Below are 23,241 nucleotides of genomic sequence, written 5' to 3'. Positions count from 1 at the left end.
ATTTAAGTAGCTGTATATCGACCGTGCCACCGACTTGGCGTGAGCTATTTCTTCAGTAGATCGTTGGTGTAGAAGTCTGTAACCGGCTTGTTCGGGTCGATGCTCTCGGTTGCGGACATCAATTTCAACGCGTCCGATATCGTTTTGTCGCTGATCCAGCCGGCAGGCCGGCCCTTCGCGAAATTCAGCGTGGCTGAAGTTGCAACGATCTGCGCTTTGATAAGCTCGTCCGAGGGAGCCGCACTCCAAGCGCTTTTCAGCGCTGCCGTCGCTGCCGCCGGTTCTGACTTGGTCAACTCGATTGCCTCCTCGGTCGCGGCGAGGAAGCGCCTGAGCGGTTCAGATTTTTCGGCGATTCCCTTGTCGCTCACCACGACGGCAAGCCCAGGCACGGCGAGGCCAAACTTCGGCATGTCCAACACAGGAAATTTTGTGCCACTTCGCTCTTCGATAAGGGGCAGATCAACGTTGGTATAAACGCTGATGAGATCGACGCGCCTTTGCATGAATTGGGGAAATTTTACCTGCGGATCGACTTGAACCTTGCTGATCTTGTCGCAGTTGATTTTGTTGATCGCGCAGAAGACGTCCAGATAGGTCGTGGCAGGGTCTCCGACGGAGATCGCAAGTGACTTGCCTTCCATCTGCGCGGGTGTTGTCACGGCCTTGTCGGGCCAAGAAATGAGGGCGAAGGGCGCTCGCTCCTGATAAATCGCCGCGAGCTTGACCGGCATTCCTTTTCCGATTGCCGAGATGGCAAATATGGCCGGAACGACCACGACATCTTCGTTGCCGCGTACAAGACCTCCGAGAGCTGCTTGTGCACCCGCGCCTTCTCCGAGAACGATATCGATTCCCTTCTTTTGGTAGAGGCCCCTCTCTTTACCCAGATAGAGGAAGCCATACTCGCCCTTTAGCTTCCAGCTAAACCGGACGTTTATAGTGTCCAGAGCGGACGCGGTCGTTGTCCAGAACGAGGCGGCGATCGCAACCGCAAGAACCCCAAAAACTTGGTGCAGTTTTGGCATAAGTCCCTCCTCTTCTGGTCTCTGCGGGCAGGTGCCCGTGACCGAAACGACCACGACAAATTTGATCTCGTATTGTGATCACATAAGACTTAATGTCAAGCGGCTTGCCCGCCCGGGCCAAGCACAAACGCCCCCAGTCGCCTGATGCGCCTCGGGTACACTCGTGCCAGGGAAGGGAGCGAAAGGGCTCCCGACAGACCATGGAAACTTCAAAGAGAACACCCATGCGGTTCCGGCACCTCGACATGAATCTGCTCGTCGCCTTGGACGCGATCCTGACCCATCAAAACATATCGCGGGCGGCCGAGCGACTGCTGCTCAGCCAGTCGGCGACAAGTGGGATTCTATCCAGGCTGCGCCAGCACTTCGAAGACGAGTTGCTGGTTCGGAACGGCCGCCGAATGGCTCTCACCCCTCTCGCAGAGGAATTGGTGGCGCCGCTCCGCGCCATCCTGACCGAAACGGAAAAACTCTTGGCAATGCGTACCTCGTTCGACCCAGCGACCTCCGAGCGACATTTTACGATCGCGTGCTCTGACTATGTCTGGGCAACTCTCATCGTCGATATCCTTGCCGCATTGCGCGCTGTTGCTCCCTCGGTAAATATATTCTACCAAGGTCCTAGCACCCGCTTTTTTCGCACCGAAATCGATTTCCTGATCGTTCCGGATCGATTCATGCTGGAAGATTGTCCGTTCGCCGCCCTCCCTTCGATCAGCTACGAATGTATCGTATGGAAGGAGAATGAAAGTGTCGGGGATAGCTTGACGCTCGAACAGTTTCTCGAGATGCGTCACGCCCAGGCCTATAGCGAGCGAGCGACGTTCATAGAAGCTTGGTTCTTCAAGCAATTTGGCCGCGCTCCGCAGGCCGGCATAACGGCACCAAGCTTCACCCTGCTTCCGCAAGCCCTAATCGGGACCCAGTTCCTCGCGCTCATCCCCGCAGACCTGGCAGATCGGGCAGCGGCCACGCTGCCGATAAGGAAAGTGGAAGCTCCCATATCCCTCCCGCTCATGACCGACGTTCTTCAGTGGCGCATCTCGCATGAACGAGATCCCGGGCTGCAATGGCTGCGAACCCTCATTCTCGACGTTGCCCATCGACGACGGAATTCCCGACAGATCGGCTTCCCGGTTGCGGGGTGAAGATGCAGCGGGTCTCGACCAGCGGCGCTGTTACGCCGAACGCGCCGCGCGATCCGAGCATTGTCCGAAACAAGCGTCCTTTGAAGAACGAATCCTTCGGCGTACCTCATCTTCAGCAATCGACCACATTAACTGCCAGACCGCCCAGACTCGTTTCCTTGTACTTGGTGCGCATGTCCTCCCCCGTCTGACGCATCGTTTCAATGACGGCATCGAGGGACACGTGATGTCGGCCATCACCATGCAAGGCGAGCATCGCTGCGTTAATCGCCTTGATCGCACCCATTGTGTTGCGCTCAATGCACGGGATCTGCACGAGGCCACCGATCGGGTCACATGTGAGACCGAGGTTATGCTCCATGCCGATCTCGGCGGCGTTCTCGATCTGCCGGTTGGTGCCACCCAGGACGGCCACAAGACCTGCTGCCGCCATGGAGCAAGCAACGCCGACCTCGCCCTGACAACCCATTTCGGCGGCGGATATCGAAGCGTTTCGTTTGTAGAGCATACCGATCGCGGACGCCGTCAGGAGAAAGATGCGGGCTTTTGCCGGGTTCGGATCCGGGAAGAACATCTCGGAGAATTTCAGGACCGCGGGTATGACGCCGGCAGCTCCATTCGTCGGCGCAGTCACGACCCGTCCCCCGGCCGCGTTCTCTTCATTGACCGCGAGAGCAAAGAGGCTGACCCATTCCATCACGTGAAATGGATGTGCCGCCCCCTTTGACGTCGTCTTGAGCTGGCTGAGCAGGCCTGGCGCACGGCGCGGTACCTTCAGGCCACCAGGCAGAACACCCCCGTTGACACACCCGCGATCGATGCAGCGCATCATTGCATCGCGAACGCTATCCAGGAATGCGATGGTTTCAGTCTCCTCCCTATGCGATAGCTCGTTGGCAGCAACGATATCGGCAATCGACAAGCCGGTCCTCTCACCTATCGTAAGAAGCTCATGCGCTGACGTGAACGGGTACGGCTCACATCCAACGTTTCGAACAGCGGGGTTCCTCGGCTGGTTGCCTTCACACACGATCGCGCCGCCGCCAACGGAGTAATAGGTTTGACGAAGCAGGACGCCCGTATCCGAATGCGCTGCGAATTTCATACCATTTGAGTGCCCCGGCAGGAACTCGCCGGTGCGGAAGGTGAGGTGCTGACGCTCATCGAAGCCAACCGCATGACGACCGCCAAGCAAAATCTCGGAACGCGATCGGATCAGCCCGGCAATAATGGATATGGCTTCAGGATCAACGGATTCCGGCAGCCAGCCCGATAGTCCCAGCAGAAGGGCAATATCGGTGCGGTGACCCTTGCCAGTCAGCGCCAGCGACCCGTAGAGCTCGACGACGACAGAGCGACAGCGCCATAGATCTTCGCCCAAGCATTCGATGAATCGATGGGCCGCGCGCATCGGTCCAACGGTATGCGAGCTGGATGGGCCGATTCCGATCGTGAATAGATCGAGGACACTGATCGGACCGGCTAGGCGCCTGGCCGATAAACTAGGTGTGGTGACTTGTTCGACAGTCTTGGACATGGACGCGCACCTCAATCAAGTGATTGATTTCAAATGCGCCCCATCTGTCTATTTGCCTGAGAGTATTATCCCGTCGGCGGGTGCCAAGGCACCTCTTTCCAGATGTTGTTTCGTCACACGCGGTCCTTGTTGCCTGAGAGTTTCCGGGGCGGTTGCTCCTTCGGCGTCGGCCGAAGCCGATCTCTTCCGCAAGCGACGTCTTTGGGACTCGACCTCCTGAGTCACGACATCAAATTTGTGGCTGCACTTCTCAAGTATTCTACTACGCGGCTTGGGTCAACAATGAACCGAAGATGCAAATTCTTGCCGTTCTGCGTCGTTTACGGGGTTGACCTGTCGGTAGAGGGATTTCGGTCTGGGCGCTTTGCATTGAGCCATGGGTCTTGTCGGTCAATCCGGAGTGCACAGCCAGCGAAAAGATACTTTAATGAATTCGTTGAGGACTTCGATTGAATGCTCCTCACAGTGCTGGCTCGCGATATCGTAGATTTCAAGCGAATCCACCGGACTGAACTCTCGTGCTTCGCGGTGTAGGTATAGGACGCGGCGTTGGCATGGGGCTGAATGCGCATCTTGGGCCTCAACAGATCCGGGGCAGTTGCTCGCCCGACAACCAGTCGACGATCCGGCCACCGCCAAAGCTCGTCGCCATCTGCACGAAGTGATGATCGTCCGGCACCGCTTCGCCGATATCGGCGGCATCGCGACTGAGCGGGTGCGCTCTCATGGCGGCCAGCACGGCTCCGGCGACATCAGGCGACACGATCGCGACCAGCTTCCCCTCATTGGCGACGTAGAGCGGATCGAGCCCGAGCATCTCGCAGGCAGCCGCCACCCCCGGCTTGACCGGGATCGCCTCTTCCTGGAGGCTGAAGCCTAGTTCGGACTGCTGGGCAATTTCGTTCAATGTCGCCGCGAGGCCGCCGCGCGTGGGATCTCGCATCAGACGGATGCCGCGGCCGCCCGCCGCCACCATCCTGGCGACCAGATCATGCAGGGCGGCCGAATCCGAGACGATCTCCGTTTCAAAGGCGAGGTTCTGGCGCTTTGACATGATTGCGACGCCGTGATCGCCAAGCGTGCCCGAGATCAGCACCCGATCTCCGACCCTCGCATTCTCGGCGGAGAGATCGAGTCCCTTAGGCACCAGGCCAACGCCCGCGGTCGAAATGAACAGGCCATCGGCCTTGCCGCGCTCGACCACCTTGGTGTCGCCGGTGATGATATGAACGCCGGCGGATTGCGCCGCCTCGCCCATGGAGTCCGCGATCATCTTGAGGTCTGAAAACCGAAAGCCTTCCTCAATAATGAAACTCGCAGACAGATAAAGCGGTCGGGCACCGGCCATGGCGATGTCGTTGACGGTGCCGTGCACCGCGAGCGAGCCGATATTGCCTCCGGGAAAGAACAGCGGTGAAATCACATAGCCATCAGTCGTCATCACCATGCGCCCGGCGCCGACGTCGAAGGCGGACTGATCGTTGCCGCGCGCCAGCCATTCGTTGCCGAACGCCTCGTGGAACAGGCCCGAGATCAACTGCGACATCGCACGGCCGCCGGAACCGTGGGACAGGTCGACGCAGCCGTGCTTGATGTCGAGCTTGCGCTGATGGGCTCTCATGACGCCCGCTTCTGCTGACGATCGCGGAAGCGACCATAGGTCCAATGCGCGGCACATGCGCCTTCCGAGGAGACCATGCAGGATCCCACCGGGGTCTCCGGCGTGCACACCGTTCCGAACAGCTTGCAGTCGACCGGTTTCTTGACACCGCGCAGGATCGCGCCGCATTCGCAGGCCGGATTGTCGGGGACGCGCAGCTCGTTCAAGGCGAAACGCATCTCCGCATCAAATCTGGCGTAGGTTTGCTTCAGCTTCAATCCGCTATAGGGCACGAGCCCGAGGCCTCGCCATTCGAACTGATCGCGCAGCTCGAAAATATTCGAGACCTCCTCCTTGGCGCGCGGATTCCCATCGCGCGTTACGGCACGGCTGTATTGATTCTCCACCTCGTTCCGGTTCTCGTTGACCTGACGCACCAGCATCAGAATCGCCTGCATCATGTCAAGCGGCTCGAAGCCCGAGATCACCACCGGCTTGCCAAATTCCTCTGCAAAGACCTCGTAGGGCTCGGTGCCAATGATGATGCTGACATGCGCGGGCCCCACGAAACCGTCGATCTCGACGCGGCGGATGCTGCGGGTGTCGGGACTCTCCAAAATGTTCTGCATCGCCGGCGGCGTCCGCACGTGGTTGCAGACCACGCTGAAGTTTTCGAGCTGCTTCTTCTCAGCGCGCCGGATCAAGATTGCGGTCGGCGGCGTCGTGGTCTCGAAGCCGATCGCGAAGAACACGACTTCCTGCTCCGGATTCTCTTCCGCGATCCGGATCGCATCGACCGTGGAATAGACCATGCGGACGTCGGCGCCACGTGCCTTCGCCTTCAACAGCGAGGCACCTTGCGAGCCCGGCACCCGCATCAAATCGCCATAGACGCAAAGGATCACCTCCGGCCGATCGGCCAGCCGGATCGCCATGTCGATACGTCCCGCCGGCAGCACGCAGACGGGACAGCCGGGGCCGTGGATCATCCGCACGTTCTTGGGCAGTATGTCCTCCAGGCCATAGCGCGAAATCGCGTGCGTATGTCCGCCGCAGAACTCCATGAAGCGGTAGGACCTCTGCGGATTGGCCTCAGACCGGATCACCTTGGCCAACCCCAGCGCGATTGCCTTGTCCCGAAATTCGTCGGCGTATTTCACTGCATTGCTCCCTGCCCCTCGGTGCTGAGCTCACGCATAAGCTCCAGCGTCCGCCTCGCCTCATCCGGATCGATCTTGGTCAGGGCATAGCCGACATGGATGATCACGTAGTCGCCGACGGCAAGATCTGCGATCAGCGCCACCGAAATCTCCTTGGTGACGCCGTCGATCGAGACGACGGCCATCTCGTCGGGAAGGAGCTTTGTAACCTCTGCTGGTATGGCGAGACACATCAGGCGTTTCCTTACAGCCTTTGTTGTTCGAGCATTTGAAGAGCGGCAACCCAGGCTTGGCCGAGGCTCAAGCCGCCGTCATTCGGCGGCACCTGGCGCGCGAGCTGCGGATTGAGGCCGACAGCGACGCAGCCGCGCTGCACCTCCTCGCTCAGGATCGCGTTGAGGAAGCAGCCGCCGCTCAAAACGACTGTGGTGAGGCCGGTCTCTCGTGCCGCACAGGCGATCCAGTCGACGCAGGCCGCGGCAAACGTGCCATGAAACAGCTCCGTGCCTACGGTCGGACCGGGGGCATCAGCCACAAGACGTTCAAACAGCGGATACAGCGACAACACGCCTTGTTCGATTGTCCAGGCATCCTCGGCGACGCGTGTACGGTGAACACACGCCTCCAGCTTCATCGCGGCTTCGCCTTCATAGCTCTGTCGCGTGGAGAGTCCCAGCAATCCGGCGGCTGCATCGAACATCCGGCCGGCGCTGGTCGTCGTTGGCACGTCGGGCTGGTCGAGCAGGGCCAAAACCACCGCCGCCAACGGCTGTGCTGCAAAGCGACGCGGAATCTCCGCGCCGCGCCCGAGCGCCTGAAGCACGCCGGCGGCCATCCGCCAAGGCTCGCGCGCGGCGCGATCGCCACCTGGCATCCTGAGCGGCACCAGATGTCCGATCCGACGGAAGCGCGCGCCCTCACATCGCAACAGCTCGCCGCCCCAACTCCCGCCGTCACTACCATGACCAAAGCCGTCAAGCACCAGTGCCAGCACGGGTCCGTCGATACCGTGCTCCGCCATCACGGACGCCGCATGTGCATGATGGTGCTGGACCGCAATCGGCCTGTGGCCGCTCGCCTCGGCAAAGCGGGTGGAGGGCATGTTGGGGTGAAGATCATGCGCCACGACGGCCGGCTCGACATCCAGCGTCGAGATCAGGTGCTCAATCGTCTCCTCGAAGAAGCGAATGCCGTCCACGGTATCGAGATCGCCGATGTGCTGGGAGACGAAGGCTTCATCACCGCGCGTAATCGTGACAGATGCCTTCAGCGCGCCGCCCACTGCGAGCACCGGCGGCACGGCACGCGCCAACCGTATCGGCTCGGGAACATAGCCGCGGGCCCTCCGGATGAATTGCGCGCGTCCGGCAACGACCGACAGCACGGAATCGTCAGCGCGCGTGACGATATCGCGATCATGGGTGACGATCAGGTCGGCAATGCCGGCGAGCCGCCGCTCCGCCTCGTCATTCTCGATGACTAGCGGCTCGCCGCCCGGATTGGCGCTCGTCGCCACGATCACCCAAGGAGAGCCGTCCGCACGCGGGTGTGCCGAGTTCAGCACATGGAATACCAGATGATGCAGCGGCGCGACCGGCAGCATGACGCCGATCCGCGACAGGTCCGGTGCGATTTCCGGCGCGAGTTGCCGACGCGATGTCAGCAATACGATCGGGCGCGCCGTCGACTCCAACAATGCCAGCTCTGTTGCATCCGCGCTAGCGATCTTCGCGACAGAGTCGACTGCGGCAACCATGACCGCAAACGGCTTCTGCTCCCGCTGCTTCCTCTGCCGCAGACGCCGCACTGCCTCGTCGTCTCGGGCATCGCACAAGAGCTGATATCCACCGAGTCCCTTAAGCGCGACGATTTTCCCGCCTGCGATCTCAGCAGCGATCTGCTCGATGCCGTGGCTCAAGCGTGGACCACACAATGAACAGGCGATCGCCTCGGCATGAAAGCGACGGCTCGCGGGGTCGGCATATTCTGCGGCGCAGGCCGCGCACATCGCGAAATGCTTCATCGCGGTGGAGCGGCGGTCATAAGGCAGCCGCTCGGCAATGGTATAGCGCGGACCGCAATGGGTGCAGTTGACGAAGGGGTAAAGATGGAAGCGGCTGCTCGGATTGAACAGCTCGCTCAGGCACTGGGCACAAGTCGCGGCGTCGGCGACGATCCGCGTCGACACCTTGCCCTGCTCGCTGGCGCGAATACAGAACCCGTCGCTTTCAACCGCGCGGATTTGCTGCACGGAGATCCCGTCGATCCGTGCCAGCGGCGGTTTCTCCAGCGGCAGCGCAGCGACGAAATCGGCAGCGCGCGCACCTTCAACCTCGATCACAACGCCGTGCGGGTCATTGGCCACGAAGCCGCCGAGGCGATAGCGTATGGCAAGGCCATAGACATAGGGGCGAAAGCCAACGCCCTGCACGGCGCCGCGCACGTGCAGGCGCAGCCTCCGACCATCGCGCGCTGCGGCTCCGCCGCTCATCATCATGCCGATACGGCACTCAGGGATGCCGCCCTCGCCTTCTCGGCGCGCTTCCGGATCCAGGCATAGAATGCCGCAAATCCCTCTCCGGTCCGCGCCGATACCGTCAGCACCTCGATCTCTGGGTTGACCCGCCGTGCATATTCGATCGTCCTGGCGAGATCGAAGTCGAGCATAGGCGCGAGATCGATCTTGTTGATCAGCATCAACGAGGACGCTGCGAACATGTTGGGATATTTGAGCGGCTTGTCCTCGCCTTCGGTGGTCGAGAGCACCACGATCTTGCAGGCCTCGCCGAGATCAAACGCTGCCGGACAGACGAGATTGCCGACATTCTCGATGAAAAGGATGCCGCCGTTGAGCCGGGGCAACCGGTCATAGGCCTCGCCGATCATGGCCGCATCGAGGTGGCAGCCCTTGCCAGTGTTGACCTGGACCGCCGGTACGCCTGTCGCTCGGATCCGCTCGGCGTCGTTCGAGGTCTGCTGATCGCCCTCGATCACGCCGATCGGGCAATTGTCTTTCAGTTCGGACACGGCGCGGGCCAACAGCGTGGTCTTTCCGGCGCCGGGGCTCGAGACCAGGTTGAAGGCGAGCACGTCATCCGCGCGGAACCGCGCGCGGTTGTCGGCCGCAAGGCGGTCGTTCTTGCCGAGGATGTCACGCTCGACCTGGATGATGCGGTCGCTGCTCATGCCGGCGATCGTCTGCTCGGCCGGGTCGGCGCCGCAGTCGAGCAGGCCGGGATCTCCGCGGTTTCGATCGTGGTGATGATGAGGGCGATGATCATGGTCGTGATGACCGTGTCCATCGTGACCATGATCGTGATGATGACTATGAAGATGCGCGTGATCATGCCCATGGGGGTGATCGTGCCCACGCTCAATGGAAGCTTTGCCGTCACCGCAGCCGCATACTGTACACATCAGTCGACCTCCAATGCCCTGACCCGCATCTCTTCTCCACCGGTCACTTGCAATTGATAGCTGCCACAGCCAGGGCATGGCTCATAGCGCTGCTTGATTTCGACGCTTGTCGAGCAGGCCATGCACCAGGCGGTCCCAGGCGTCTCGACGATGTCCAGGGTCGCACCTTGTGCAATGGTGCGTGCGGCGACCGCTTCGAAGCAGAATTTCATCGCCTCCGGCGCAACATGGCTCAACGCGCCGATCTCGAGGGACACTGCCTTCACTTTTGGGAACGCGCGCCTGCGCGCCTCCTCCTCGACGATCTCGATGATGCCTTGGCAAACCGCCATCTCATGCATGGCCAACCTCACGGAAGCTGAGGTTAAATCCGACGCAGGGATCGAAGGAGCCGATGAGCGTACGGACGGCATTCTGCCCCTGTCGACCGGCGGCAAGCGCCGAGCCCTGCAGGCTGCGGACCAGCGGTCCACGTGCATGGAAGTTCCATTCGGTCGGAGCCAGCGATTCGAAGCGGACGATGCGGTTTTCGTTATTGCACTCGACGATTTGATAGAGCCGGCCGCGGGCGCATTCGACGGCCGCCGCACCTCTGCCGGCGCCAAGCCGGTAGCTATCGACGACGCCGTCCTCGAGCGCCTCGTCGCCCGTCTCGAGCCAGGAGCAGAGGCGCGTCACTTCCGCAATCCGCGCCTTCAGCCGCTCGGCAGGTCCGGCGCTCGGCGGCAGGACCGGCTGGCGCCGGACCCGGCGTGCCCACACACCGGTCTCGGGAATTCGACCTTGGAGATCGGGGGCATCGGAGAAGCTCGCGCCATCCGCAAGCAGCCGCATGATGACATCGAGATCATCGGCGACGGAAAGAAACGAGTGTTCGACGACCGGCTGCAGCAGCGCATGCCCATCGAAGCTCGAAAAATGCGCTGCCAGCGCGCTGCCTGGCGTCAGCGCCTCTCCTTCGCCCGCGATTCCGAGTGCAGCGAGCACCGCCTTGATGCGCGATACCGCCTCGCAACGCGCCGACACCTGCCCGCCTTCGCCGAGGAGGTCACCAAGGACGGCGGTCGCCTGCATCATGGCGCGGACCGCGGCGGCGCTCGCGCCGTCCAGGGTGAGCTGGCCGACGAACAGACCACGGAACAGTTCCGCCAGCCGCTCGGCGACGACAGCGGTGACGCGGCGATGCATGGTCTCCGGAGGACAATCCTCGCCGCGCGCGGCTTCCACCGCTCCCAGAAACGCCACCTGATGTGCAACCGAGCACAGCGAGAACAGCCGCGGCAGCACGGAGAGCAGCGACGAGACGGGCTTGCCCGCAAACAGACGCGTCAACGGCAGCCGGCTCCGGGGCAGGATTGCGACGTCGGCGATCGTATCCTTGGCGAGCCACACCGTGATGTCGATCTCGTTGCGGAAGCCGGGGTTCATTCGTGCTGCTCCGTCAGAACAGCCCGCATGAAGCTACGCCGATCGATCGCGCTTGTAGCGGTTTCGCGGCGTCGGGTCGCCTCCTTGCCGTCGGCCGGCAACATGAGTTCGTTGATGGCCGCTTCCGCCGTTGCCCGCGCAGAGGCCACGTCGGCAAACCCGAACATGGGCGAGAACAGCGAACAGCTCGCGATGCGGCCCACATGGTTGACGTCGCTGAGGATGAACTCAATATCGCCGGCCGGAAAGCGAGAGCGCAACGTCGAAGCTGAGGCCGCCGGCGCCAATTCGCCGGCCGGCATCACCACGTTCATGAACCAGGGCGTGACCATGATACCGATGATCGTGCCGTTGAATACGCGAAAGCCGACTGCCTCGACGTCGAGGCCGTCGTTGTAGATCGGCAGCTCGCGCATCGCGCGCTCGCCGATGTCCCGGTAGACGTGAGCCAGCCGCTGCCCCCAAGCTGCCGCGTCGGCGTCAGTGGCAGGCACTTGCGCATGAGGTTTCATGACGCGATGGCCATGAATTTGGACTTCGGCGCGTCACAGTTCGGGCAGCGCCAATCGTCAGGAAGGACCGCGAAGGGCGTGCCGGATGCGATCTGCGCGACATCGTCGCCATCGGCGGGATCGTACACCGTCCAGCAGATGCCGCATTCCAGCCGCGTGCCTTCGGTGACATCCTGGCGAACGCCAAAATTTTCGAATACGCTCATTTGAAATAGGCCTCGATGATTTCCTGGAGGCGCTCAGCGGAGTCTTCGAAGTCCTCGTCAGCCGCGATTGCCACGGTCGGCACACCGCCAACCTCCAGCGTGTCAAGGATGATGGCATCCATGGCGTTGAAGAACTGCACCGACCAGACGTTGCGGATACCCGTCGAGAGCACCCGGCAAGTGCCGTAGCCGCGTGAAACGAGCTGGATCGGCCCATTCCTGATGGTGTCATGGAGGAAGCTCATGTCGACGGGGCTCATCGGCAGCAGCGTGAAATTGATGATTTGCGAGCGAATGCTCGGCCGCCAGGCCAGCGCGCGCTCGCGGATTTCCGCGAGCACCGGCAGCGCGTTCATCGCGCCTTCCGGCGCCTGCCCGATCTCGAAATCCGCAGTGGTAAGATCAGCAGCGGCGCGCTTGACGATTTCCGGGATTGCGCCGACTTCGAGGTACTCATGATTGGCGTCGATCTCGAGCCGCACGTGCCAGATTCCGGCCAGCGCCGATTCCTGGATCTGCGCCAGCGATCCGTCCGGCAGCGCGACGACGCCGGCAACCTCACCTTGGCCGAGCACGTCCGCAATCAGCTTGCGCTCGAGATCGTTGAGATTGGCGAGCCGGAACAATCGTGTCGGCACGTCGGTCTTTTGGCTTGCGATGGCCGCTACCACTTTCGACAGCAGATCGATTGCATTCGGACAGCGCTTGGCCAGCTCCGCGCTGTCTAGCGTGGCACGCTTCGCCAACGCGCCCGCGGCCGTCAGGCGGACGCTCGATGCATTCAGGCTTTCCTCGCCGATCGAAAACACGTTGATCGGCTGCTCGGCGCCTCCAGGCGCGGTCCAGAAACCCGCTTTCATAATTCGACACCCTGTGAGCGACGCTGGGGAATGATGACTGTCACGACAACACGCTCGCGCCGCACGGACGGTCGATCAGCTTGGCGATGCGGTCGACATAGACCGACCAGTCCTGGATCTTGGCGATCAATCCGAGCGTTTCGCCCTTGGCGATAAAGATCAGCGTCGGCTGCACCCGGACGCCAAAGCGCTGGCCGAGCTCGCTCTCGGCGCAACGCGCGATCACGGCACCCCGCAGCCGCCCCTGAAAAGCGTCAATCAGTTCCGGCAACACGACCGCGACGTCGATCGCCTCCATAAAACGCGCGGGATCGCCCGCCGACAACAGCACGGCCACCGCACCGGCCTCATTGGCCGCGCCAAGAAACCGATCGACACTCGCGGCATCGACCTCGGGCAGGCCGCGCCGCGTCAGATTATGCTTTCCCTGCTGGAATTCCATCAGCCCCCTGGCAAGCCTTTTTCTCTGACGTGAGAGGTTAGCAAGGCACATGTCACGATCAGTTATCGCCGTTCCTGGCCGATCTCATTGATATAGATCCTTCATTTTCGCGTCCGCGAAGAGGGATGGTTTCGAATGAAACTTGTCTTTCATCCGCGGCGGACCAACCCGAGCCGCCCGCGATGCGGGTGACATCGAGGATCGGATTTGGAAGGTCGGCCGCTGGTCAAACCGGAGATGCTCGGGCAGTTGCGGTTCTCGCTCGATGAGGTCGGCGAAGAAACGGTCGCAATCCTCGCCACCGAGCACCGCGGTCAGCCCCTCGATCGCCTCAGCGATCAGTCGCGCCTCTACCTCATCGAGCAGACGGATCGCGGTGTCGATATGGACGAGCACCTTGCTGCCGACCGGCAGGTCGGAGAGCAAAAGCATCGAGACACGCCGCCGCTCGCCGCGAAACTCGCATAGCGCCGAAACGCCGTCAGTCTCAACAATCGTCATCGGCAGGCCAAGGCACATCCCGCGTCTCCGGTCGCGCACGCCGGTCAGACCGGCCGCATCCTCATCTCGTAGTGCTGATGGTCGATATCGTTGGTGAGCAGCCGTTCGGACTCCAGCAGCGGCTTGCTGCGCGGACTCGCCGTCGCGCCCCACTCAGCCAGGATTGCGCAGACCAGCTCGATCGCCGGCCCGATCTGATCGCTCACCGGCTTGGTCAAAGGGCCGCCCCAGTCTTCGAGATCGTACGGTTGGCAGCCGATCAACGCGAGATGCTTCGGGCAACGACTGAGCAGATCCGCCGCGCTGATGACTTCCTGAAATCCTGTCTGATGCAAGCTCATCTTCTTCGCGCCCGTGAAACGTGGAACTTCCTCGTCGCGCACCAGCTTCAACTCTCCCGGGCCGAGCCCATAGTCGATCGCGTCAAACACGATCAGACGATCGGCCTCTTCCAGATAGCTGACGAGGTAGAGGCCCTGCGTCCCGCCGTCGAGAATGGTGACATTGTCCGATACGACGTAGCGGCGGTGGAATTCCTCCACCGCCCGTACGCCGAACCCCTCATCGGCCCACAGGATATTGCCGATGCCGAGCACCAGAATGCGGTCTGTTGAAGATATCGGCATGGGCTTCGTTTCCGGCTTCAGTCGCGGAATTGCCGTTCGCCGGAGACCATCGAGGAGATGATGCCCTGACGCGACATGATTTCTTCGCGGATCGCGGCATAGACGTGCACGATGACGAACGTCACGAGCGCCCACATGCCGAGATGATGCCAAGTGTGCACATCCTGACTGTTCGGCCAGATCGCGAACACCCAGCCGAACAGCTTGTGCTGCCAGCTATCGATTCCGGTGCCTTCCGAATAGAGCGCAAAGCCGGTGATGATCATGTAGGGCACGAACAGCGTGAAGCCCGTGAACATCCGGTCCGCGCCAAGGGATTGTGGCCGACATACATTTTCGGCTTGTGTTCCAGGAACGCATACCAGCGGATTTCATCCAGCATTTCTCGCCAGAACTGCTTGCGATGAGCCGGCAGATAGAAGATCTGCCGGGAATGATGGTTGCCGACGAAAGCCCAGAAGACGCGGGTGAGGAAGAACACCGCCAGCACCTGACCAGCCGCGAAGTGGGCGAAGCGGATATAGCCCATTACGAAGTTCGCCGACGCCTCGCCCTCCACCGATGGCAACGGCATTCCGATCAGGTAGCCGGTCATCATCAGCGCGACGATAGAGAATGCATTGACCCAGTGGCAGATTCGCACCGGTGCTTCGTTGACATAGACCGTGGGACGTCCGATCGCATGTCCACCGACCGCGTCCGCTGCGATCGCGGCGAGATCCGGCTCGGATTTCGCGCGACATTCAGCCGCATCCATCATGGTGCTTCACCTCTGGTTTATCTGACCTTGACGGTCGCCAGTTCCTGGCCATCCGGACTCATGACGTGCGTCGAGCACGCCAGGCACGGATCGAAGGAATGAATGGTGCGAAGGATCTCCAGCGGCTGCTCGGGATTCACCATCGGAGTATCCATCAAGGAGGCCTCGAATGCGCCGATATTTCCCTTCGGATCGCGCGGCGAGCCATTCCAGGTGGTCGGCACCACGCACTGGTAGTTGTCGATCTTGGTTTCCTTGATCTTGATCCAGTGCGCGAGCGCGCCGCGCGGCGCCTCGGTAAAGCCAAAGCCCTTGGCCTCCTTTGGCCAGCTCTCCGGCTTCCACTTGTCGACGTTGGCGGTCGAGCTATCACCCGCCTTGATATTGGCGACGAGCTTATCCTGGAAATAGCGCATCTGGCGGCCGGCCCAGACCGATTCCAGCGCGCGCGCCGCGGTGCGGCCAAGCGTCGAGAACAGCGCCGACAGCGGCAGGTCGAGGTCCTTCAGGAATTTGTCGACCGGATCCTTGAACTCGGCCTTGTTCTGCGCGTAACCGACGACCCAGCGCGCGAGCGGACCGACCTCCATGGCGTGGCCTCGCCAACGCGGCGCCTTGATCCAGGAATATTTGCCGCCCTCATCGAGCTGCTCGATAGCCGTCTTGGTGCCCTTCGTATTGGGCCCGAGCACGTAGTTCGGCTCTGTGACGCCGTCCCAGGGATGCAGACCCTTGGTCTCGTCGGGATATTTGTACCAGGAGTGAACGACGAATTCCTGGATCTCGTCGGGGTTGGCATGGTCGACTGGAAACACCTCCGAGAGATTGCCGTTGATGATGGACCCTCGCGGCAGCTTCAGGTTCTTGGAGGAGTAGTCGTTGGCGTGTTCCGGCACGTCGCCATAGGTGAGCACGCTCTTGCCCGAAAGACCACCGCCATAGAGCCAATCCTTGTAGAACGACCCGATCGCCGCCACATCAGGCAAGTAAACCTGCTCGTTGAATTCAGTTAGACGATCGATGATCGACGAGATCAGGTTCAGCCGCTCCATGTTGATGGCTCCGACCGCCCCGGTACCGTCGACATTGATCGGACAGGGTACGCCGCCGACGAGCCAGTTCGGATGAGGATTCTTGCCGCCGAATATGGCGTGGATCTTTACGATTTCCTTCTGGAAATCGAGCGCTTCCAGATAATGCGCCACTGCCATCAGATTGGCTTCGGGCGGCAATTTGTAGGCCTTACTGCCCCAGTAGCCGTTCTTGAAAGGACCCAACTGCCCCGACTCGACGAACTTCTTGAGGCGTGTCTGGAGGTCCTTGAAGTAGCCAGGCGATGACAACGGCCAGTTCGAGATCGACTGCGCGAGCGTGGAAGCCGCCCGCGGGTCGGCCGAGAGCGCCGAGACCACGTCGACCCAATCTAGCGCGTGCAGGTGATAGAAGTGAACGACATGATCGTGCACCTGCAGCGCGAGCTGCATCAGGTTGCGGATCGAGTTGGCATTCTCCGGAATGGTGATTCCGAGCGCATTCTCCACCGCGCGCACCGACGTCAGGGCGTGCGCGCCAGTGCACACGCCGCAGATCCGTTCGGTGAACGCCCAGGCATCGCGCGGATCGCGATTCTTCAGGATGACTTCGATGCCGCGCCACATCGTGCCTGTGGATACGGCGTTCCGGATGACGTTATTTGCGTCGACGTTGACCTCGAGGCGCATGTGACCTTCGATGCGAGTGACCGGATCGATGACGATGCGCTTGCCGGAATTGTCGAGCTTGAATCCGTTGGATGTCTGGAGGCCCATCGCTACTTTCTCTGACGACTAATGATCTCGATTTGCGTCTTCGCGCTTGGCGGCGAGCCGCTTCACGGCGGTGACGGCCGCGTGCACCGCCACAGCGGCACCGACGGCGCCGGCCGCAGCCATGCCGATCTGGTCAGCGTTCTTCTCGATGCCAAACTGTTTGATGTTGGTCAGGCGATCGTAGAACGAGCCCTTGTCCCAGAAGCCGTCCTCCGAGCAACCGATGCAGCCGTGGCCCGACTGAATCGGGAAGGACACGCCGCCGTTCCAGCGCACGGTCGAGCAGGCGTTGTAGGTGGTCGGGCCCTTGCAGCCCATCTTGTAGAGGCAATAGCCCTTGCGCGCCGCCTCGTCGTCCCACTCCTCGACGAACTGCCCGGCATCGAAATGCGATCGCCGATAGCACTTGTCGTGAATGCGCTGTGAGTAGAACATTTTCGGCCGGCCCTGGCGGTCGAGCTCGGGCAGCCTGCCGAAGGTGGTGATGAAGGTCACGACGCCGGTCATCACTTCGGCGATCGGGGGGCATCCCGGCACCTTGATGATCGGCTTGTTGGTGATGACCTTGTCGATGGGCGTGGCCTGCGTCGGATTGGGTTTGGCCGCCTGCACGCACCCCCAGGACGCGCATGCGCCCCAGGCAATGATCGCCATAGCGTCGTCGGCCATCAGCTTAAGTTTCTCGACGAACGGCTTGCCGCCGTGGATGCAGAACATGCCGCCCTCGTTCAGCGGCGGATTGCCTTCCACCGCAAGAATGTACTGGCCCTTGTGTTTGGCGCGGGTCTCTTCGAGAATCGCTTCCGCCTGATGGCCCGCGGCCGCCATGATGGTATCGTCATAATCGAGCGAGATCATCGACAGCACGGCATCCTTCGCCAACGGATGCGCGGAGCGGATGAAGCTCTCCGAGCAGCAGGTGCATTCAAGACCATGCATCCAGATCACCGGCACACGCGGTTTGGTTTCGAGCGCGTTGGCGATGCGACCCGCCGCCAACGGCTCAAGCCCGAGGCTTGTCGCTGTCAGGCTGCAGAATTTGTGAAAACTCCGACGCGTGATGCCCTGCCGCCTGATCACGCTGTAAAATGTTTCCATTGCCGCGCCCATGACCCCTCCCGTCTTCGGCTTTGATTTATCGCTGCAACAAGGACAGCAAGAAGCAGGCCAGCCGCAGCGGCGCGCGGAAACTGGGGAAACTCCAAGATGTTACGGATTTGAATCGCCCAATTCACAGTGTACGAAGAGATCGCGACAGTGAGAAACGGAACAATTCGATTTGCAGCTGGCAATGAGGTTTACGGGAAGCATGTCGCCGCAGCAGTTGTCGGTTGGCGACGTCAGTTGCGAGAAGCAGCAGGCGGAAGAAGTACAGGTTGCGCCGGCGGTGGTGGATGCCGTGGTGCCAGCGGCTGTTCTTGGCCACGAGCGCGGAGCGGTGCGCTGAAAACTCTGTTCAGACAACCGGGACCAGCTCTGTTGTTCACTTCACGGGAGCATATAGTGCCAATATGTCGGCTGCGATCCTTCGAGATATCCGCTCATTCCCCTCTTCGCCATAATGCCCGCCGTCCATGTAAATTGGGCTGGCAACATCGGAAAAGATCGTACGTAAGTCATGAATCACGTTTTGCTCCAAACTCTCATCTTCTCTCTTGACCAACTTGCTTCTCATCAGAGAGTAAAGATCGTTTTTTCCTGGAAACCGTTTCTCTGATTTTAAAAGCTGATCCTCTTCATATTTTGTCCTGTGCGTCTTATCGGCCAACTGGGGCTCAAGGTAGAATAATGTTTTAAAGGATAAGCTCCTTGAAATAGCCTCTATAAACCGAACATTCCCTAGATAGACATCCAGAGCTCCGTCGGACAGCACGTCCAATTTTTTCGAGCAGCCCGCGAGCTGTGTTTTGCCGGTGAGCAGTCTTATCAGCGCGAAGTTTTCTAACCTTATACTTATGCGCGCTTTTGCCTCCTTTTTAGGAGATATTTTTTCGAGGTTTGAGTTGCCAAGCGGAACGCCCGGTTCTCCTTCATAACAAGCGGAGAAAGCCTCAACCGATCCGCCGTAAAAGACCACCAAATCAGGAACATTCCGCTTTCTCAATTCGATAACGAAGCGAATCAAGCTTTGGGTAGTTACATCCCCAATGACTGCATAATTTGTGACTTTGGCGCCGATTCCATTTTCGGCTAACATTTTGGCGACAAGTGAGGGAATGGTGAAGTCGTCGCTAGATCCAAGCCCCCACAAAGTCGACCCGCCAAAAAAGAATATTTTTAACCTGGTACTCCTATCATCGTTGATTGCCTCGGAATCCCAAGTTCTTCTGGTGCCGTCGTTTACATTAATAAACTTCCCCCTGTAGTCCGCTTCGCGTGTTTGCGTATATGGAGCCCACGTCCGATGCTTAGCATCGGTGAGTTCTTTGAAGTACTCTTCCGCGAGGTCGGCGTTCGCATATACCCCAGAATTGGCTGCAGCCTTGGTGGCACCTTGACGTTCTCTCTTGTCAGCTCTCTCGTAGTAAGAGGTCAGCGATACTTCCAGAATCGTCAGGAAAAGAAGGGCAACACCAAGGATGACCCATATTTCATTCAATAGGGCCGTCAAGCGCATGACCCTCGTCCTCGCAACGGATGTTCTCAGCAGTGCATCATCTGCTCCCATAGGGTTTTCCGTGGAAGAGATTTCTTTCAATTTACAGACCCTCGAAAGTCTTCCGGAATTTGGGTCACTAGGACTCTCGCAATTGAGTCCGCGTAGAGTCCGGCCGCTTTACCGTTTGGGTGGGAGTCTGTCTTCGTGACCCAGAGGGATTGTGGGGCTTGATTTTCCACAGCCGGAAGAAGGTCCAGAAATGGTATATCGAGAGCTTTCACCTTGGAGGCTACGAGACTCGTTATATCTTGAAATGGGTAGGGGGACAGCTCGTGCAGGTCCGGGTAGTTAACTACAATCAGTTTGATGTTTCGAGCCTTGCAATAGCTCGCAAGTTCTTTCAATGCACCCTGTGCGCCCAACCAGCCGGGTTCATTCTCTTGGTAGAGACCGCGGTAATAGTGCCGCCAATCAGCCTTGCCGAAGTATGTTCGCATAAGGACATCGAAACGACCCGCGATGAATACTGCTGAATAGAAGTGCTCTAGAAAGAAATTCTCCGTTCTTCGCGGTGTGGGCTCTGCGTCATTGATAAAATAGTTCAGTACGACGATGTCAGGCTTGTATACGTACGCCTTGTTCATGAAGTACGTTGCTTCCATAGCTGTGTTCGCATTTCCAATCCCAGTATTTATGACCTCGAATTTTTTTTCCTTCGCGTTCAGCAGCCTTTCCAATCGGTATGATGTGACGTCTTCAGGTCCTGCGCCCCATCCAAACGTCAAGGAGTCGCCAAGCATCATGATCCGAACAGTGCCATTCTCTTTCGCCATGGAATGTTCGCGATCGCGCCACCCTGCTGAGTTGATCGTTATGGGGACCCCCATGTAAACCCCACCCTTTCCAGGGGTGTGTTCGTGCCCTGCACCGGGTATCTCGCTAACCACTTTCAGGTCTTTGGCGTAACGCCACATTTCGATGTCGAAATTGGTGCCGTCTGCCTGCGTTAAACGCACATAGAATTCCAGTAGGGCGGCAGCCATAATCAGGCTAGTCGCTATTGAAAGTATTCCGAAGATTGCGTTTTTTATTTTGACATCCACGTGGATGGTCTTTCGAAATGCGCGCCGAAATCGTTCGTACAGGAAATAGAAATCACGACCGCTGCCTGGCGCACAGCCTGAAGGCCTCGCTTTCTAATCAAGTTCATAGCAACTACGATAGTCCTTCATCAACGATCTGCTCTGGTCTTCCTTCCGTAAGAGCGAATTGCCGACGGCCAGCACTTCGATTTCTGTTCCCATGAAACAGCGGAACGCGTCCTCTGGAGTGCAAACGATCGGTTCTCCTCGCACGTTGAATGAGGTGTTCACGACAACAGGGCATCCGGTTAGTTCCTTGAACTTCGATATCAGCCTGTGAAACCGCGGATTGGTCGTGCTGTGCACAGTCTGCACGCGCGCGGAGTAGTCCACGTGTGTAACAGCCGGGATTTCCGAGCGCACGACGTTCAATTTATCGATGCCGAAAAGCTGCTTTTGCTTTTCTGACATCGGCAACTGCTTCGTGCTCAGCACGTCGGCCACAAGGAGCATATAGGGGCTGTCGGAATGAAGCTGAAACCATTGCGACACCTCCTCTCGCAAAACACTCGGCGCAAATGGGCGGAACGACTCGCGATACTTCACCTTGAGATTTAGCTGCTTCTGGACGGTCGGTGAGCGGGGATCAGCAATGATGGAACGTCCGCCGAGCGCACGCGGGCCGAACTCCATCCGACCCTGCATCCACCCAACCGCCTTACCGTCGACGAGAGCATGTGCGACATTGTCAATCAGTGCTTCATCGAATTCGGCCGTGAATACTGCGCCGGCCTTTCCTAGACGCTCTTCAATCTCGCGCTGACTGAACTCCGGTCCGAGGTACGCGCCGTGCATGCTGTCGCCCGCATGGATGCTCCTGGGCTTTTCAAGCATGAGATGGTAGGCAGCGAGTGCTGCGCCCACTGCGCCGCCGGCGTCGCCAGAAGCCGGCTGAATCCAGATGTTGTCGAAGAGCTTTTCCCGCATGAGCTTTCCGTTCGCAACACTATTGAGCGCCACTCCTCCTGCGAGGCAGAGGTTTCTCTGGCCGGTTGTAGTCCGGATTCCTTTTGCAAGCCTTAGGACGACCTCCTCGGTAACGGCCTGAATGGAGGCCGCTAGATCCATCTCCCTCTGCGTCAACCCACTTTCCGGGCGTCTGGCCGGACCACCGAATAGCGTCTCGAAGCGACCGTTGGTCATTGTTAGTCCGGTACAGTAGTCAAAGAAGCTCATGTCGAGGTGGAATGACCCATCCTCCTTGAGGTTGATCAGATGCTCCTTTATCAGATGCACATACTTTGGCTCGCCGTAGGGCGCCAGTCCCATTACCTTGTACTCACCGGAGTTCACCTTGAAGCCGATGTAGTAAGTGAACGCTGAGTACAACAAGCCAAGCGAATGCGGAAAGTGAATCTCCTTGTAGACTGATAGGTCCTTTCCCTTGCCGATCGCAAGCGAGGTTGTCGTCCACTCTCCGACACCATCCATCGTCAACACTGCGGCTTCGTGAAATGGCGACGGGAAGAACGCCGACGCTGCGTGACTAAGATGGTGCTCTGAAAAGCGGAGTCGCCTCGACCAATCAACATCATTCCCAAGGTGCTCTTTCAGGGCCTCAGCAATCAACGTTCTTTGAAACAGCTTGTCCTTTAGCCAAACCGGCATCGACGTTGTGAAACTCTTAAATCCCTTCGGCGCGAAAGCTAGATAGGTTTCAAATATCCGCTCGAATTTGCTAAAGGGTTTGTCGTAGAAGACGACATAGTCGACGTCGGCTGGACATAGTCCTGCAGCGCGGAGACAGTAACGAGCCGCACAGGCAGGAAAGCCTGGATCGTGTTTTTTCCGCGTAAAGCGCTCTTCCTGCGCGGCAGCTACCAGTTCGCCATCTGAGACGAGACAAGCGGCAGAGTCATGGTAGTAAGCTGAGATACCCAGGATATTCACTGGTCAAAACAGCGTGTAAACGAACGGCGCCATGACAGAGCCTTGCGCCAGAACCAGCAAAGCGGCTATGACAACCATGAGAAGAATTGGGGGGCCGAGCCACATCTTTTTGCGAATACGCATGAAAGCCCAGAGTTCCTTGATGAAGAGAAACATATGCGCCTCAGAACTGGTGTGTGAAGGACTGAGCTGTCGGACCTGGCGGGTTACGATTGATCCAGTAACTTGCGACCGGTCGTCGCTTCAAATGAAGCTCATCGCGCCCGAGCAAGCGAGCGATGAAGGCGATCGGTACTAGAAGCCCGAAATAGATGATGCCCAGAACCAGCGGGCTGACTATCTGTCCAAGCAGCTCGCCGAAGTAGAACCAGAGTAGGTTGGGCGGCGCGAGAATTCGCGGGACGGTCAATGCTATGCCGCCGAATGCGACACCAACAGCAAAGAGTGACACGTAAGCGGCAGCGATTTTTCCCTTGATGGCCGCGCATGCGCCCAACGCAAGAAATACGGCGCAAAATGTCAGGCCGAAGCGTCGATTGGACGGCAGTTTGGCCGGCACTCTCATGCTATGCCCCCT

The 23,241-nt window shown here is 59.4% G+C and carries 22 protein-coding genes, 3 pseudogenes and 1 riboswitch; of the genes and pseudogenes, 2 read left to right on the top strand and 23 right to left on the bottom strand.

Annotated features, from left to right (window positions below; genetic code table 11):
• Positions 1–44: 44 nt before the first annotated feature.
• The gene (locus A3M7_RS0113820; protein WP_027544475.1) at positions 45–1,028 is read right to left on the bottom strand and encodes an ABC transporter substrate-binding protein; all 984 of its coding nucleotides are present in this window, start codon (positions 1,026–1,028) and stop codon (positions 45–47) included.
• A 224-nt stretch (positions 1,029–1,252) separates the two neighbouring features.
• Between A3M7_RS0113820 and A3M7_RS44070 the strand changes: the two genes are divergently transcribed.
• The gene (locus A3M7_RS44070) at positions 1,253–2,176 is read left to right on the top strand and encodes a LysR family transcriptional regulator (RefSeq protein WP_049823377.1); all 924 of its coding nucleotides are present in this window, start codon (positions 1,253–1,255) and stop codon (positions 2,174–2,176) included.
• 112 nt (positions 2,177–2,288) lie between these two features.
• Here the strand turns inward: A3M7_RS44070 and A3M7_RS0113810 are convergent, their stop codons facing one another.
• The 17 genes and pseudogenes from A3M7_RS0113810 to A3M7_RS0113730 all read right to left on the bottom strand — a co-directional run bounded on the left by A3M7_RS0113810 (position 2,289) and on the right by A3M7_RS0113730 (position 18,143).
• Positions 2,289–3,713: an L-serine ammonia-lyase gene (locus A3M7_RS0113810; protein ID WP_084302132.1), complete on the bottom strand. Its 1,425-nt coding sequence runs from the start codon at positions 3,711–3,713 to the stop codon at positions 2,289–2,291.
• 110 nt (positions 3,714–3,823) lie between these two features.
• Positions 3,824–3,912, bottom strand: a riboswitch (glycine riboswitch).
• A gap of 381 nt (positions 3,913–4,293) precedes the next feature.
• A complete protein-coding gene (gene hypE, locus A3M7_RS0113805; RefSeq protein WP_027544473.1) occupies positions 4,294–5,334 on the bottom strand; it encodes a hydrogenase expression/formation protein HypE in 1,041 nt (346 codons plus the stop codon).
• Positions 5,331–6,473 carry a hydrogenase formation protein HypD gene (gene hypD, locus A3M7_RS0113800; protein WP_027544472.1) on the bottom strand — a complete coding sequence of 381 codons (1,143 nt, stop codon included), beginning with the start codon at positions 6,471–6,473 and terminating at the stop codon, positions 5,331–5,333. Before hypD ends, hypE begins: the two co-directional genes overlap by 4 nt.
• On the bottom strand, positions 6,470–6,706 hold the full coding sequence (locus tag A3M7_RS0113795; protein ID WP_049823376.1) for a HypC/HybG/HupF family hydrogenase formation chaperone: 237 nt from the start codon (positions 6,704–6,706) through the stop codon (positions 6,470–6,472). The genes hypD and A3M7_RS0113795 overlap by 4 nt, the downstream gene beginning before the upstream one ends.
• 11 nt (positions 6,707–6,717) lie before the next feature.
• Positions 6,718–8,970 carry a carbamoyltransferase HypF gene (gene hypF / locus A3M7_RS0113790; RefSeq protein WP_027544470.1) on the bottom strand — a complete coding sequence of 751 codons (2,253 nt, stop codon included), beginning with the start codon at positions 8,968–8,970 and terminating at the stop codon, positions 6,718–6,720.
• Positions 8,967–9,890 carry a hydrogenase nickel incorporation protein HypB gene (gene hypB / locus A3M7_RS0113785; RefSeq protein ID WP_027544469.1) on the bottom strand — a complete coding sequence of 308 codons (924 nt, stop codon included), beginning with the start codon at positions 9,888–9,890 and terminating at the stop codon, positions 8,967–8,969. Before hypB ends, hypF begins: the two co-directional genes overlap by 4 nt.
• Positions 9,890–10,231 carry a hydrogenase maturation nickel metallochaperone HypA gene (gene hypA, locus A3M7_RS0113780; protein WP_027544468.1) on the bottom strand — a complete coding sequence of 114 codons (342 nt, stop codon included), beginning with the start codon at positions 10,229–10,231 and terminating at the stop codon, positions 9,890–9,892. Before hypA ends, hypB begins: the two co-directional genes overlap by 1 nt.
• The gene (locus A3M7_RS0113775) at positions 10,224–11,282 is read right to left on the bottom strand and encodes a nickel-dependent hydrogenase large subunit (protein ID WP_371090185.1); all 1,059 of its coding nucleotides are present in this window, start codon (positions 11,280–11,282) and stop codon (positions 10,224–10,226) included. Before A3M7_RS0113775 ends, hypA begins: the two co-directional genes overlap by 8 nt.
• A 32-nt stretch (positions 11,283–11,314) precedes the next feature.
• Positions 11,315–11,830: a [NiFe]-hydrogenase assembly chaperone HybE gene (hybE, locus tag A3M7_RS0113770; RefSeq protein ID WP_049823375.1), complete on the bottom strand. Its 516-nt coding sequence runs from the start codon at positions 11,828–11,830 to the stop codon at positions 11,315–11,317.
• Positions 11,827–12,036: a rubredoxin gene (locus A3M7_RS0113765; protein ID WP_027544465.1), complete on the bottom strand. Its 210-nt coding sequence runs from the start codon at positions 12,034–12,036 to the stop codon at positions 11,827–11,829. The genes hybE and A3M7_RS0113765 overlap by 4 nt, the downstream gene beginning before the upstream one ends.
• Complete coding sequence (locus tag A3M7_RS0113760) at positions 12,033–12,896, bottom strand: hydrogenase expression/formation protein (RefSeq protein ID WP_027544464.1); 864 nt, start codon at positions 12,894–12,896, stop codon at positions 12,033–12,035. The genes A3M7_RS0113765 and A3M7_RS0113760 overlap by 4 nt, the downstream gene beginning before the upstream one ends.
• A pseudogene (locus A3M7_RS44065) lies at positions 12,893–13,338 on the bottom strand (hydrogenase accessory protein). Before A3M7_RS44065 ends, A3M7_RS0113760 begins: the two are co-directional and overlap by 4 nt.
• Positions 13,339–13,569: 231 nt before the next feature.
• Positions 13,570–13,857: pseudogene (locus A3M7_RS44060) on the bottom strand (HypC/HybG/HupF family hydrogenase formation chaperone); the annotation flags it as partial.
• A 26-nt stretch (positions 13,858–13,883) separates the two neighbouring features.
• Positions 13,884–14,465: a HyaD/HybD family hydrogenase maturation endopeptidase gene (locus A3M7_RS0113745; protein ID WP_027544463.1), complete on the bottom strand. Its 582-nt coding sequence runs from the start codon at positions 14,463–14,465 to the stop codon at positions 13,884–13,886.
• Between the two features lie 17 nt (positions 14,466–14,482).
• Positions 14,483–15,225 (bottom strand): annotated as a pseudogene (gene cybH / locus A3M7_RS0113740) (Ni/Fe-hydrogenase, b-type cytochrome subunit).
• A gap of 17 nt (positions 15,226–15,242) precedes the next feature.
• On the bottom strand, positions 15,243–17,033 hold the full coding sequence (locus A3M7_RS0113735) for a nickel-dependent hydrogenase large subunit (RefSeq protein ID WP_027544462.1): 1,791 nt from the start codon (positions 17,031–17,033) through the stop codon (positions 15,243–15,245).
• An 18-nt stretch (positions 17,034–17,051) separates the two neighbouring features.
• The gene (locus tag A3M7_RS0113730; protein ID WP_027544461.1) at positions 17,052–18,143 is read right to left on the bottom strand and encodes a hydrogenase small subunit; all 1,092 of its coding nucleotides are present in this window, start codon (positions 18,141–18,143) and stop codon (positions 17,052–17,054) included.
• Positions 18,144–18,342: 199 nt separating this feature from the next.
• Here A3M7_RS0113730 and A3M7_RS48495 point away from each other — a divergent pair, with 199 nt between their 5' ends.
• The gene (locus tag A3M7_RS48495) at positions 18,343–18,480 is read left to right on the top strand and encodes a hypothetical protein (RefSeq protein WP_156936868.1); all 138 of its coding nucleotides are present in this window, start codon (positions 18,343–18,345) and stop codon (positions 18,478–18,480) included.
• A 36-nt stretch (positions 18,481–18,516) separates the two neighbouring features.
• Here A3M7_RS48495 and A3M7_RS0113720 read toward each other — a convergent pair whose 3' ends face one another.
• From A3M7_RS0113720 to A3M7_RS0113700, 5 genes are all read right to left on the bottom strand, one after another.
• Complete coding sequence (locus A3M7_RS0113720) at positions 18,517–19,701, bottom strand: SGNH/GDSL hydrolase family protein (RefSeq protein WP_027544460.1); 1,185 nt, start codon at positions 19,699–19,701, stop codon at positions 18,517–18,519.
• A gap of 26 nt (positions 19,702–19,727) precedes the next feature.
• Positions 19,728–20,735: an SGNH/GDSL hydrolase family protein gene (locus A3M7_RS0113715; protein WP_156936867.1), complete on the bottom strand. Its 1,008-nt coding sequence runs from the start codon at positions 20,733–20,735 to the stop codon at positions 19,728–19,730.
• Positions 20,736–20,828: 93 nt separating this feature from the next.
• Positions 20,829–22,664 (bottom strand): carbamoyltransferase, encoded by a 1,836-nt coding sequence (locus A3M7_RS0113710; RefSeq protein ID WP_027544458.1) that lies wholly within the window; start codon positions 22,662–22,664, stop codon positions 20,829–20,831.
• Between the two features lie 3 nt (positions 22,665–22,667).
• Positions 22,668–22,820, bottom strand: a complete 153-nt coding sequence (locus tag A3M7_RS49620; RefSeq protein WP_198033741.1) for a DUF5989 family protein — start codon at positions 22,818–22,820, stop codon at positions 22,668–22,670.
• A gap of 7 nt (positions 22,821–22,827) precedes the next feature.
• Positions 22,828–23,229, bottom strand: a complete 402-nt coding sequence (locus A3M7_RS0113700) for an SxtJ family membrane protein (protein WP_027544457.1) — start codon at positions 23,227–23,229, stop codon at positions 22,828–22,830.
• Positions 23,230–23,241 lie beyond the last annotated feature (12 nt).

Source organism: Bradyrhizobium sp. WSM2254, from assembly GCF_000472645.1.
GTDB classification, from domain to species: domain Bacteria; phylum Pseudomonadota; class Alphaproteobacteria; order Rhizobiales; family Xanthobacteraceae; genus Bradyrhizobium; species Bradyrhizobium niftali.
The sequence above is the reverse complement of the archived record's forward strand: the minus strand, read 5'-3'. Positions and strand labels throughout refer to the sequence as shown.